General features: G+C 74.0%; 13 protein-coding genes. 8 read left to right on the top strand and 5 right to left on the bottom strand.

Annotated features, from left to right (window positions below):
- Positions 1-153 precede the first annotated feature (153 nt).
- Together ACWCPN_RS23425 and ACWCPN_RS23420 are read left to right on the top strand one after the other, a co-directional pair.
- A complete protein-coding gene (locus ACWCPN_RS23425) occupies positions 154-1,374 on the top strand; it encodes a sensor histidine kinase (RefSeq protein WP_451209337.1) in 1,221 nt (406 codons plus the stop codon).
- Positions 1,371-2,036 carry a response regulator gene (locus ACWCPN_RS23420; protein ID WP_392293711.1) on the top strand — a complete coding sequence of 222 codons (666 nt, stop codon included), beginning with the start codon at positions 1,371-1,373 and terminating at the stop codon, positions 2,034-2,036. The genes ACWCPN_RS23425 and ACWCPN_RS23420 overlap by 4 nt, the downstream gene beginning before the upstream one ends.
- A gap of 78 nt (positions 2,037-2,114) precedes the next feature.
- On the opposite strand, the gene ACWCPN_RS23415 is transcribed toward ACWCPN_RS23420, so the two are convergent.
- Entirely contained in the window at positions 2,115-3,590 is a 1,476-nt protein-coding gene (locus ACWCPN_RS23415; RefSeq protein ID WP_451209333.1) for an MFS transporter, read from the bottom strand.
- An 84-nt stretch (positions 3,591-3,674) separates the two neighbouring features.
- On the opposite strand from ACWCPN_RS23415, the gene ACWCPN_RS23410 reads away from it, so the two are divergent.
- Entirely contained in the window at positions 3,675-4,073 is a 399-nt protein-coding gene (locus tag ACWCPN_RS23410) for a MarR family winged helix-turn-helix transcriptional regulator (protein ID WP_451209330.1), read from the top strand.
- Between the two features lie 7 nt (positions 4,074-4,080).
- Here ACWCPN_RS23410 and ACWCPN_RS23405 read toward each other — a convergent pair whose 3' ends face one another.
- Entirely contained in the window at positions 4,081-4,821 is a 741-nt protein-coding gene (locus ACWCPN_RS23405; RefSeq protein WP_451209328.1) for a maleylpyruvate isomerase family mycothiol-dependent enzyme, read from the bottom strand.
- 107 nt (positions 4,822-4,928) lie between these two features.
- Positions 4,929-6,095 (bottom strand): MFS transporter, encoded by a 1,167-nt coding sequence (locus ACWCPN_RS23400; protein ID WP_451209325.1) that lies wholly within the window; start codon positions 6,093-6,095, stop codon positions 4,929-4,931.
- A 158-nt stretch (positions 6,096-6,253) separates the two neighbouring features.
- Between ACWCPN_RS23400 and ACWCPN_RS23395 the strand changes: the two genes are divergently transcribed.
- The 3 genes from ACWCPN_RS23395 to ACWCPN_RS23385 all read left to right on the top strand — a co-directional run bounded on the left by ACWCPN_RS23395 (position 6,254) and on the right by ACWCPN_RS23385 (position 8,033).
- The gene (locus ACWCPN_RS23395; RefSeq protein WP_451209322.1) at positions 6,254-6,748 is read left to right on the top strand and encodes a MarR family winged helix-turn-helix transcriptional regulator; all 495 of its coding nucleotides are present in this window, start codon (positions 6,254-6,256) and stop codon (positions 6,746-6,748) included.
- Positions 6,745-7,185 carry a MarR family transcriptional regulator gene (locus ACWCPN_RS23390; protein ID WP_451209319.1) on the top strand — a complete coding sequence of 147 codons (441 nt, stop codon included), beginning with the start codon at positions 6,745-6,747 and terminating at the stop codon, positions 7,183-7,185. Before ACWCPN_RS23395 ends, ACWCPN_RS23390 begins: the two co-directional genes overlap by 4 nt.
- Positions 7,186-7,637: 452 nt before the next feature.
- Positions 7,638-8,033: a luciferase domain-containing protein gene (locus ACWCPN_RS23385; protein WP_199209526.1), complete on the top strand. Its 396-nt coding sequence runs from the start codon at positions 7,638-7,640 to the stop codon at positions 8,031-8,033.
- A 72-nt stretch (positions 8,034-8,105) separates the two neighbouring features.
- Here ACWCPN_RS23385 and ACWCPN_RS23380 read toward each other — a convergent pair whose 3' ends face one another.
- Positions 8,106-8,885 carry a DeoR/GlpR family DNA-binding transcription regulator gene (locus tag ACWCPN_RS23380; RefSeq protein WP_451209316.1) on the bottom strand — a complete coding sequence of 260 codons (780 nt, stop codon included), beginning with the start codon at positions 8,883-8,885 and terminating at the stop codon, positions 8,106-8,108.
- A 121-nt stretch (positions 8,886-9,006) separates the two neighbouring features.
- On the opposite strand from ACWCPN_RS23380, the gene ACWCPN_RS23375 reads away from it, so the two are divergent.
- Both ACWCPN_RS23375 and ACWCPN_RS23370 read left to right on the top strand, forming a co-directional pair.
- Positions 9,007-9,888, top strand: coding sequence for an SIS domain-containing protein (locus tag ACWCPN_RS23375; RefSeq protein ID WP_451209313.1), 882 nt, complete (start codon positions 9,007-9,009; stop codon positions 9,886-9,888).
- A 27-nt stretch (positions 9,889-9,915) separates the two neighbouring features.
- Complete coding sequence (locus ACWCPN_RS23370) at positions 9,916-10,809, top strand: class II fructose-bisphosphate aldolase (protein WP_392293703.1); 894 nt, start codon at positions 9,916-9,918, stop codon at positions 10,807-10,809.
- Here the strand turns inward: ACWCPN_RS23370 and ACWCPN_RS23365 are convergent.
- The gene (locus tag ACWCPN_RS23365; RefSeq protein ID WP_451209362.1) at positions 10,796-11,932 is read right to left on the bottom strand and encodes a methyltransferase; all 1,137 of its coding nucleotides are present in this window, start codon (positions 11,930-11,932) and stop codon (positions 10,796-10,798) included. The two genes, ACWCPN_RS23370 and ACWCPN_RS23365, sit on opposite strands and share 14 nt — an antisense overlap.
- Positions 11,933-11,965: the final 33 nt, after the last annotated feature.

Here is an 11,965-nt window from a genome sequence, read left to right as displayed (position 1 = left end):
CTGCTTCGACGAACTCGCCGGACCCGAGGGGCTGGTGGCGGTGCGCGGCTGCGTCGCCGCCCAGCCGGACGGCAGCGGCGAGGACGGCGCCGACGCACGACCGCATCGTCCGGCTGACGGCGTCGGGGGTGGTGGGCGTCTAGCGTGGCGGGCATGGAAGAGCAGCGCGGAGCCGGTGTCTCGCACCGGTGGCGGTACGGGCCCGCGTGGTGGGACCGGTCCGGGGATCCGGACCCGCGCCGTGCGTGGCTGCCGTGGCGTTCGACCGTACTGATCACCGTCTTCGTCCTGGCCGGCACGAACATCGGCGCGCACGGGCAGTCGCAGCGCGTACCACTGGACGGGTACGCGCGCGTGCTGCTGCTCGTGGCCTCGGCCCTGCTGCTGTGGCGGCAGCGCCGGCCGGTGGCCGTCGCCTTCGGCACGGTCGCGACGGTGCTGCTCTACACCGGCTCCGGCTACCCCTACGGCCCGGTTCTCCTGACCGTCGTGGTCGGCTGCTTCAGCGCCGTCGCCGCCGGTCACCGGCGGGCCGCCTGGGCGGCCCTCGGACTGCTGTGGACGGGGCACGCGCTGATCACGCTGTGGCTCTACCAGTGGCTGCCGCCCGCCGGTGACGGCGCGGGGAGCGTGGGCCAGGAGATCGTCGTCACCACCTGGGTGCTGGCCGTCGCCGCGGTGTGCGAGCTGGCGCGGGTGCGGCGCGAGCAGTGGGCGCGGGAACGCGCGGACCGCGCCCAGGCCGCCCAGCGGCGCGCCGACGCGGAGCGGCTGCGGATCGCCCGCGAACTGCACGACGTGCTCGCGCACAGCATCTCCGTCATCAACGTCCAGGCCGCCGCCGGCCTCGCGCTGCTGGACAGCGATCCCGAGCAGGCCCGCGCGGCGCTCACCACCATCAAGGCGGCCAGCAAGGAGGCGCTCGGCGAGGTGCGCCAGGTCCTCGACACCCTGCGGGCCCCCGGCGCCGCGCCCCGCGCTCCCGCCCCGGGCCTCGGCCGGCTTCCGGAACTGGCCGGACAGGCGGCGGCCGCGGGCTTGAGCGTCGAGGTCGAGGGCGAGCCGCCGCGACTGCCGCCCGGCGCCGACCTCGCGGCCTTCCGCATCGTGCAGGAGGCCCTGACCAACGTCGTCCGGCACTCCGGCTCCCGGCGGGCCCGGGTGCGCTTCGAGCACGAGGGCCGCGAACTGCGGCTGTGGGTCGACGACGACGGGCCGCCGACCGGAGCCGACGCCGGTGGCAGCGGCAACGGGCTGGCCGGTATGCGGGAGAGGGCGGCCGCGCTCGGTGGCACCATCGAGGCGGGCCCCCGCGCCGACGGCGGTTTCCGGGTGCTCGCCGTACTGCCCACGCACGCCGGGGAGGACCAGTGATCCGGGTACTGCTCGCCGACGACCAGTCGCTCGTACGGGCCGGTTTCCGCGCGCTGCTCGACGCGCAGCCGGACATCGAGGTGGCAGGCGAGGCGGCGGACGGCGAGGAGGCCCTGCGCCGGGTGCGCGAACTGCGGCCCGACGTCGTGCTGATGGACATCCGCATGCCGCTGCTCGACGGGCTCGCCGCGACCCGGCGCATCACCGGGGACGGGGACTTGGCCGAGGTCAAGGTGGTCATGCTCACCACCTTCGAACTCGACGAGTACGTCTTCGAGGCGATCCGCTCGGGTGCCTCCGGGTTCCTGGTGAAGGACACCGAGCCGGACGAACTGCTGCGCGCGGTACGGGCGGTGGTCGAGGGTGACGCGCTGCTCTCGCCTGGCGTCACCCGCCGCCTCATCGCCGAGTTCGCGGCCCGCTCCAAGGAGCCCGCGGCAGCCGGCGGCCTCGCCCGGCTCACCGAGCGGGAACGGGAGGTGATGGCGCTGGTCGGCATCGGCCTGTCCAACGACGAGATCGCCCGCCGTCTGGTGGTCAGCCCGCTCACGGCCAAGACCCACGTGAGCCGCACCATGGTGAAACTGGGCGCCCGCGACCGCGCCCAACTCGTCGTCCTCGCCTACGAGTCGGGACTGGTGCGGCCGGGCTGGCTGGGCTGAGAGCCCGGCCTCCGGAACGCGCCGGCGTGCGCCCGGCGGGAGACGGCTCCCGCCGGGCGCACACCTCGAGGCGTTCCCCTAGGGGACCGGCACGCGTTCCGCTTCCGCCTCCTCCACGGTGGACCGGGCGGCGACGATCGACGGCACGCTCCGGCGCGCGCGCATGCCGGTGAGCGTCATCAGCAGCCCGGCGACGGCGATTCCGGTGACCACCATGAAGCCCGGCCGGTAGCTGTCCAGGACGCCCTGCGGGGTGGTGGCGGGCGCGGCCGCGGTCACCACGGCCGTCACGACCGCCAGGAAGATCGCGCCGCCCACCTGCACCGAGGTGTTCAGCAGTCCGGAGACCATGCCCTGCTCGTGGTCCTCGACCCCGTTGGTGGCCTGGATGTTGAGCGAGGGGAAGACCAGTGCGCAGGCCGCGCCGATCAGCAGCATCGACGGCAGGATGACGGCCGCGTAGACCGGGTCCAGGTCGACGCGCAGGAACAGCGCGTATCCGGCGACCATCAGGGCGAAGCCGGTCGCGATCAGCCGCTGGGTGCCGAACCGGTCGACGATCGCCCCGACCTTCGTCGAGGAGATCGCCACCAGCGCGCCCGCCGGCAGGAAGGCGAGCGCCGTGTGCAGCGCCGACCAGCCGAGCAGCGACTGCATGTAGAGGGTGGTCAGGAACTGGAAGCCGACGTAGGAGCCGAAGAAGGCCACCGCGCCGAGCTGGGCCCGGACCTGGCTGCCGGAGCGCAGCACTCCGAGCCGGATCAGCGGGCTCGGCGAGCGCCGTTCGACGAGGACGAACGCGGTCAGCAGGACGGCCACGGCCAGGAAGGACAGCAGCGTGCGGGCCGTGGTCCAGCCCGCCTCCGGGGCCTGGACCACGGTGAAGACCAGCAACAGCATCGACGCGGTGCCGAGGACGGCGCCCGGGATGTCGTAGCCGCCGTGGTTCTCCTCGCGGGCGCTGCGGGGCAGCAGCCGGAGGCCGGCGAGGAGGGCGAGCACCGCGATCGGCGCGGGCAGCAGCATGGTGAGGCGCCAACTGGCCTCGGTGAGCAGGCCGGACAGGACCAGGCCCATGGAGAACCCGGTGGCGGCGCAGGTGGTGTAGATGGAGAGCGCGCGGTTGCGCAGCGGGCCCTCGGGGAACGTCGTGGTGATGATCGACAGGCCCGCCGGGGCCGTGAAGGCCGCGCTGAGCCCCTTGACGAAGCGGCTGGCGATCAGCAGCGGACCCGAGTCCACGAGCCCGCCGAGCAGCGAGGCCAGCGCGAAGACGCCGAGCGCCACCAGGAACACCCGGCGCCGGCCCAGCAGGTCGGCGGTGCGGCCGCCGAGCAGGAGCAGCCCGCCGTACCCCAGGATGTAGCCGCTGACGATCCATTGCAGCGTCGACGTGGACAGATGGAGATCGGCGCCGATGGACGGCAGCGCGACGCCGACCATGGACACGTCGAGCGCGTCCAGGAACATCGCGGCGCAGAGCACCAGCAGGGTGCCCCACAGCCGGGGAGTCCAGCGTCCCTCGGCGGCGGGGGTGGTGAGCGGAGAGGTCATGCGGCGAGACTACATGCACGCGCATGGAATGCAAGCGCATTTAATTACGATGCAACAATCGCGATTCTCTGCTACGGTGCGCCCATGACGGGGAAGAACGCCGAGCACGCGCTCGTGGAGCAGTGGCGGGACATCCTGTCCCTGCATGCCCGCACCCAGTGCGAGCTGGACCGGGCCCTGCACGGACACGGCCTGTGCGCCAGTGACTTCGAGGTGCTCGACGTGCTCGCCGAGGGCACGGCGGCGGACGGCGGCTGCGCCTACCGCGTGCAGGAGATCGCCGAGCGGGTCCATCTCAGCCAGAGCGCGCTGTCCCGTCTGATCGGCCGCCTCGAGAAGGACGGTCTGGTGTGCCGGGCCATGTGCGAGGAGGACCGGCGCGGGGTCCGCGTGGTCCTCACGGCCAAGGGGCGCGCACTGCACGACGAGGTGCGGCCCGTGCAGCGCGCGGTGCTCTGCCGGATGCTGGCCGAATCCGGCTGACCCGGCGTCAGATCCCGGAGGTCTCCCGCCACAGCGCCGCGAGCGCGTGGTCGCCCGTCACGTCCGGCAGTGGCGCCCGGTTCCACAGCGCCAGGTACAGCCGCTCGGCCGTTCCGGTCAGTTCGGCGTCCGGCTCCGCGTCCGCGCCCCGCGAGGTCACCGGCGGCTGGTCGGACAGCCTTACGGTCCACACGGCGTCCGGGCCCGCGTCCACCGCGCGCACCCGCAGCACACGCGGCCGCTCGGTGCGGACCCGGCTCCGCGGCCGGGCGTGGAACCCGCGCAGCAGCTCGTCGACACCGTCCGCGGCGAATCCCGCGGACACCGGTGACGCCTGCCCGCCCCGGGCCGTCTCCGCGTCGTGACGGTGGACGGCCGTCTCATGGGCCTGCCGGCGGGTCCAGAACGTCAGCGGCGACGGGCAGGGCGCCGGGTGGAAGGTCCAGCAGTCCAGGTCGGCCGGAGCGCCGGCCAGCGTCTCGACCAGCCGGCGGTGGCTGTCCCGGTACCAGGCCACCAGCTCGGCCCCGTCCAGGTCCGGGCCGTCGGGTAGGGGGCGCGGCGCGGTGTGCCCGTCGGCGGCGATCGCGGCGGCCCACCGGTGCACGGCGCCCGTGTGCCGCAGCAGGTCCCGCACCGTCCACGCCGGGCACGTCGGCACCTTGGCGTCCGTGCCCGCCGACTCGGCGGCCGCGGCCAGCAGCCGGCCCTCCCGGTCCAGCGCATGAAGGAACTCGGCAGTCTCCATGGCGGCGAGTCTGCCCCATGGAGCGCCCTCGAAGGGACCGGTTTTCCCGGCCCGCGTACCTGTGGGGCGAGGGGTGAACGGTGTCCGCGGGTCCGGCGCCGCCGCGCTCAGCCGCTCAGCTTCCGCCGGGTCGTCGCCCCGATGGCCGCGGCGACCGCGGCCAGGGCGGCCACGCTGGTGAGCGCGGTGGGCAGGGAGAACCAGTCCGCCATGAAGCCGATCGCGGGCGGCCCGAGGAGCATGCCGCCGTAGCCCAGGGTGGAGGCGACGGCCACACCGGACGGGCCGGCCAGCGCGCCCGCCCGTTCCACCGCGACCGGGAAGAGGTTGGCGAGGCCGAGCCCGGTGACGGCGAAGCCGAGCAGCGCCGCCCACACGGAGGGCGCGAGCGAACCGAGCAGCATGCCGGCGGCCGCGGTGGTGCCACCGGCGATCACGGTGCCTGCCCGGCCGAGGCGTTCCAGCAGGGCCGTCCCGGTCAGGCGCCCGATGGTCATGGCGAGCGCGAAGAGCGAGTAGCCCGCGGCCGCGGTGCCGGCGGACGCCGTGAGGTCCTGCTGGAGGTGCAGGGCGCCCCAGTCCGCCATGGCGCCCTCGCCGTAGGCGGTGCACAGCGCGATCAGCCCGAAGACGACGACCACGACGCGTGTCCTGCCGTCCGGCCGCCGCGCGCCGTTCCCGGGCTCCGGGTTCCCGCGCTCCGGCGGGACCGGCGCCTCGTGCCGCAGCAGGGCGGGCCCGGCGACGGCGGTGACCAGCAGTCCGATGAGGGTGATGCCCAGCAGGTGCCGGGTGGGGGAGAGGGCGCCGGCCACCAGTCCGCCGAGGCCCGCGCCGATCATCCCGCCGAGGCTGAAGGCCGCGTGGAAACTGGGCATGATCGGTCTGCGCAGCGCGGCCACCAGGTCGACGGCGGCGCTGTTGAACGCCACGTTGACCCCGCCGTAGGCCGCTCCGAAAAGCAGCAGGACGGCGCCCAGCGTCAGCGGTGAGTGGGTGAGGGGCGGCAGCGCGACGCTCAGGGCGAGGACGGTCATGCACACCACCGTCACCGGATGGCTGCCGAAGCGCCGGCAGAGCCGGCCGGTCAGGGTCATGGTGAGGACGGCCCCCGCGGAGACTCCGAGCAGGGCGAGTCCGAGGGCGCCGGCGGAGGCGTGCGTCCGTTCCTTGATGTCGGGGATGCGGACGACCCAGCCGGCGAAGACGAAACCGTCCAGGGCGAAGAAGGCCGTGATCGCGGCGCGGAGGCGCGTGAGCCCGTGACCCGGCACGACGCTGTGCGTTCGGGTTTTGTTTATTTGCGGCACAAAAGCAGGCTACGGGCGTCCGTCGAGTCGGTGCAAGGGCCAACGGTCGTCCCGGCGTCGGTCGCGACCTGTGCGGGCAGCGATAGTAGCCATGTACATAGTAGCCATGTACCCTATCGGTCGTGACTGACGGTTCACCGGGCCCGACGCCCGGTTTCCTGGTGTGGCGGCTCGCCAACAAGTGGCGCGTCGCGGTCGATCGCGCGGTGGCTCCACTGGGCCTCACCCACGCCCAGTACTCACTCGTCGCGTCGCTGCACGGCATGCAGCGCGCGGGTGAGCGGCCCAGTCAGCGCAGGCTGGCCGACCACACCGGCCTGGAGGCGCTGTACGTCTCGAAGCTGGCGCGCGCCCTGGAGTCGGCCGGCCTGATCGAGCGCACCCGTGACCCCCGCGATCCGCGCGCCGTGCAACTCGCCCTCACCGGGCCGGGGCAGGCCGTGACGCGTCAGGCCATCGCGGTGGTCCAGGACCTGCTTCAGCAGTTGCTGGAGCCGCTGGGCGGCCTCGACGCGGCCCGGACGCGCGCGTTCACAGCCGAGTTGACCACCCTGCTCGACGCACCTCTCGCTCCATCCGCACCGATCGACGAGAACACTCAGGGGACACGACCATGACCACCACCGCACCCTCCGCCGACGCCCGCGCCCTGGGCCTGGCCCACTACGCCGCCCGAGGCGTCCTGGAGCACGTCCTCGCCCGGCACGGCCTCACGTTCCAGCAGCAGCTGGCCCTGCGCGCCGCCGTCACCGCCGACGCCCCGCGCACGCCGGACGAACTGGTCCGCGAGGTCCAGGACTCCCTCAAGGCCGATGCGGCCGGCATCCGCGCGACTTTCGACGAACTACGGGCCAGGGGACTGCTCGTCGCGGACGGCGCGCAGCTTCACCCCACGGACGCGGGGCACGCGCTGCTCGCCGTCGTCGGGGCGGAGACCGCCCCCGTCTCCGCCCGCATCTGGGGCGGGATCCCCGCCGAGGACCTCGCCGCCGCCGGCCGCGTCCTCGCCCTGGTCACCGAGCGCGCCAACGCGGAGCTCGCGGCACTGAAGTGACGGGCCGCCGGCGTGGCGTCGGGCGCGGAGCTCCGGGCGTGCGGATCGGCCCGCGGCCGCCCCGGCCACCGGGACGAAGCCGGCCGGTCGCCGGGACCGCATCCGCGTCACCGCCGGGGCGTGGTCGGCGCCGGTGGTGCTCGCGGAGATCTCCGGCGGATCCCGCTTCCCGCGGGTACCCGTCTCGTCACGCGAAGCGGCGTTCCGGGCGTCGTTGGGGCGTCAACGCGGCCGCCGGGGAACACAGTTGCCCGGCGACGCCTCACCGGCAGGCCGGGCCCTCGGCCGCCCCGGCCACCCTGTGGTGCCGGCAACGGCCGTGACAGAGGCCGCGCCACGAGGCGGCCGTCCGCGCGGGCGGGGACGGAAGGGCCGAAACCGAAGCGGATACAGGTCGGTTAATGCTTGCGCACCGGCTGGTTGCCGAGGGGTGAGCAAGTCATGATGGCGTCATGACGTTGGCCTCGCGCGCGCTCGCGCAATTGGCGACCTGGCCGGACCTGAGACGAGCCGTCCCGAGCTGTGGCACGGGGGAGGCGGTCGACTCGGCCGAGGGTGAGATCGTCCACTTCCACTCCGACCGGGACGTCGACCTGCGGCTGACCGACCGGGCCGTCCAGCGGTTCGCCAAGGACCTCAAGGCCTCGGGCGCGGTCCGCATCGTGCCGGGCTCCCCGTGGGTCACCCTCCGGCTCGACGCCGCCAGCGACGTCGATCTGCTGCTGACCCTGGTGAGCGTGGCGCTGCAGGCCCGGCAGTCCTGGCCGGACCCGGAGGGCCGGCCGGTGTCCGGCTGCAACGACCAGCGCGGCGCCGGATTCGTGAAGGCCGACCTCAGCGGGTACTGAGCCCGCCGCCCGCGCCGGACCTCGACGGGCACACAGGTCCGGCGGGTGTCCGGCGCGCCCTCGCGCGGTGCGTCACACCGCCAGGACCCGGATGCCCGCCTCCTCGAAGCGGTGCACGGTGTCCTGGGGTGCCGCCGTGTCCGTGACGAGGGTGTCCACCTGCTCCGCCGCGCAGATCCGGGCGAAGGCGCGCCGGCCCAGCTTGCTGGAGTCGGCGGCCACGACCACCCGCTCGGCGCGTTCGCACAGCAGCCGGTTGATCGCGGCCTCCGCCTCGTCGTGCGCCGCCGCGCCGTGCGTGACGTCGAACGCGACCACGCCGAGCACCGCCACGTCCAGCGTGATCTGGCCCAGCACCCCGTCCGCGAGGGGGCCGATGAGCTCGTACGACTGCGGCCGCGCGACCCCGCCGGTCACCACGATCTTGAACTGGGGCCGCACCGCCAGCTCGTTGGCGATGTTCAGCGCGTTGGTGACGACGGTCAGGGCGGGTGAGCCGGAGCCCAGATCGCCGCGCACGGCGAGCGCGCGGGCCACCTCGGTGGTGGTGGTGCCGCCGGTCAGCCCGACCGCCTCGCCCGGCGCCACGAGCTCCGCCACCGCCTTGGCGATCCGCTGCTTCTCGGAGGCGCGGCGGGCCGTCTTGTAGCGCAACGGCAGCTCGTACGACACCCCGTGCACCACCGCCCCGCCCCGGGTGCGCACCAGCATCTGCTGCTCGGCGAGCTGGTCGAGGTCCCGGCGGATCGTGGCCGCCGACACCTCCAGCTCGGCCGCCGCCTCCTCGACCTCCAGCCGGCCGCGCTCCACGAGCAGTTCCAGCAGCGCCTTCCAGCGGGCGTCCCGGGACATCCGCGGCCTCCGTTCTCCGTCTCCCCGGCGACCCTAGCGCACCTCGCCCACGGCCCAGATGCTTGATTGTGCTCGAAAGACCGCTATATCTTGCAAGAACAATCAGCAAGGAGGGTGTGGCATGAGCCATGTCGAGGACGAGCTGAACAGTCAGCCCGAGTGCTGGACACGCGCGGCCGAGGAGGCGGGGCGGCAGGGCGCCGCGCTGCCGGCGCCGGGCGAGCGGGTCGCGATCGTCGGATGCGGCACCTCGTACTTCATGGCGCAGGCGGTGGCCGTCCTGCGCGAGAGCGCCGGGCACGGGGAGACGGACGCCTTCGCCGCCTCCGAGTTCCCGCCGGGACGCTCCTACGACCGGGTCGTCGCCCTCACCCGCTCCGGCACCACCACCGAAGTGCTGGAACTGCTAGGGCGGTTGCGGGGCGGCACCAGGACGACGGCGATCACCGCCGACCCCGCCACCCCGGTGATGTCGGCCGCCGACGACCTCGTCGTGCTGGACTTCGCCGACGAACGCTCCGTCGTCCAGACCCGGTTCGCCACCACCGCGCTCACCCTGCTGCGCGCCCACCTCGGACTGCACACCGCGGTCGTGGTCGCCGACGCCCGCACGGCCCTGGCGAGTCCCCTGCCCGAAAGGCTGGTCGACCGCACGCAGTTCACATTCCTAGGACGCGGCTGGACCGTGGGTCTCGCGAACGAGGCCGCCCTGAAGATGCGGGAGGCCTCGCTGTCCTGGACCGAGGCCTACCCGGCGATGGAGTACCGGCACGGGCCGATCAGCGTCACCACCGAGGGCACCGCCACCTGGATGCTCGGCGAGGCACCCGCCGGCCTCGCCGAACAGGTGCGCGACACGGGCGGTTCGTGGATCGCCGGCACCCTCGACCCGCTCGCCGAACTGGTCCGCGTCCAGCGCCTCGCGGTCGCCGTCGCCGCCCGGCGGGGCCTCGACCCCGACCTCCCGCGCCACCTCACCCGCTCGGTGATCCTCGCCTCCTGACCCGCGCTTCCGGAAGGGAGACGAGCCGTGCCCCTCGCGACCACCGGCGAGCTGGTGACCCACGCCGCCGAAAACCGTTCCGCCGTCGCCGCGTTCAACATCATCACCCTGGAACACGTCGAAGCCGTCATCGCCGGCGCCGAATCCACCGGCGCCCCCGTGATCCTCCAGGTCAGCGAGAACGCGGTGAAGTTCCGCTACGGACGGCTCCTGCCGCTGGCCCGCGCCGCCGTCGCCGCCGCCGAACGCGCCGACGTGCCCGTCGCGCTCCACCTCGACCACGTCCAGAGCGACGACCTGCTGCGCCAGGCGCCCGGCGCCGGGTTCGGCTCGGTGATGTACGACGCCGCCCACCTGCCCTACGCCGACAACCTCGCCGCGACCCGGGCGGCCGCCGACTGGGCGCACGCCCGGCACCTGTGGATCGAGGCCGAGCTGGGACAGATCGGCGGCAAGGACGGCCGGGCCCCGCTGGACGCCCACGCGCCGGGGGCGCGCACCGACCCCGCCCAGGCGGACGACTTCGTCGCCGGCACCGGGGTCGACGCGCTCGCCGTGGCCATCGGCAGCGCCCACGCGATGACCACCCGCACCGCGGCCCTGGACCACGCCCTGCTCGGCCGGCTGTCCGCCGCGCTGTCCGTACCCCTGGTCCTGCACGGCTCCTCGGGCGTGCCGGACCACGGTCTGGTGGCCGCGGTCGCCGGCGGCATCGCCAAGGTCAACGTCGGCACCGCCCTCAACGCGGCGATGACCGGCGCGATCAGGGACTTCCTGGCCGCCCATCCGGATGCCGTCGACTCCCGCAAGTACCTGCACGTGGGCAGGGACGCCATGGCCCGGGAGGTGGCCCGGATCATCGACGTCCTGGCCGGCGGCCGGACCGCGCCCCCCGCGGATCAGGTGGTCAGCCCCGCTTGACGGCCTTCAGCACCACGAACTTCGGGTCGCTCGCCACCAGCCCGCTGTTGCCGAACAGCCGCTTCAGCTTGACGTGGTAGCCCAGATGCCGGTTGCCGATCACCCACAGCTCGCCGCCGGGGCGCAGCGCCCGCTTCGCCCCGGTGAACATCCGCCAGGCCGTCGCGTCGGTGGTCGCCTGGTGGGAGTGGAACGGAGGGTTGTTCAGCACGAGGTCCACGCTGCCGGGCGCCACCCCGGCCAGGCCGTCCCCGACCCGGAACTCCGCGTGCCCGGGAACCCCGTTGGCCTTGTACGTCGCCTCGGCGGACGCCACGGCCTGGAACGACTCGTCCACGAACAGCACTTCGGCCGCCGGGTCGGCCAGCGCCATCGCCGTACCGACCACACCGTTGCCGCAGCCGAGGTCCGCCACCCGCCCGGCGCCCGGTCCGGCCGGCAGGTGCCGCAGGAAGAAGCGGGTGCCGATGTCGAGCCGGTCGGCGCAGAAGACCCCCGCGTGGTTGACGACCGGGCGCCCGGAAACCGCCCCGACATCCTCGGGGAGGTCGTAGCCGTACGGCCACGGGTTGGCGGGCCGCTCCAGGGCCGGGTCCGGGGAGCAGAGGATCAGCCGGGCCTTCTGCCGGGCCAGCGAGGTCCGGGTCGGCCCGAGGATCCGCTCGAACAGGTTCAGCGTGGAGGTGTGGATCTCCTTCACCATCCCCGTGCCGACCACCACGGTGCCCGCGTGCACGGCGGGTGCGAGCCGCAGCAGCTGGTCCTCCAGCAGGGCCAGGCTCTTCGGCACCCGCACGAGCAGCACGTCCACCCGCTCCGGCGGCTGATCCTGGGTGGTCAGCAGCCGCACGGCACCGGGTTCGACGCCCGCCCGGGCCAGGTTCGCCCGCGTCGCCTCCTGGCTGAGGAAGGAGTCGGTGATCTGCGTCGGCCGGTGCCGGGCGAGCGCCGTGACCAGCGCGCCCCAGCGGTCGCCGACCACCACGACCGTGCCCGTCAGCGGCACCCCCTCCTCGGCCAGGTGCCGCAGCAGGTACGCGTCGGAGGCGTCCCAGGCGCGCAGCGGGTCGCGGGGATCATCGGGGAAGCGGGACAGCTCGAGCTCGCCCCATGGCGTCGTCATACGGTCGTTCATCGCGCTCCAGGCTAGCCGAGC

This window comes from Streptomyces sp. NPDC002386 (genome assembly GCF_053593175.1).
The sequence above is the reverse complement of the archived record's forward strand: the minus strand, read 5'-3'. Positions and strand labels throughout refer to the sequence as shown.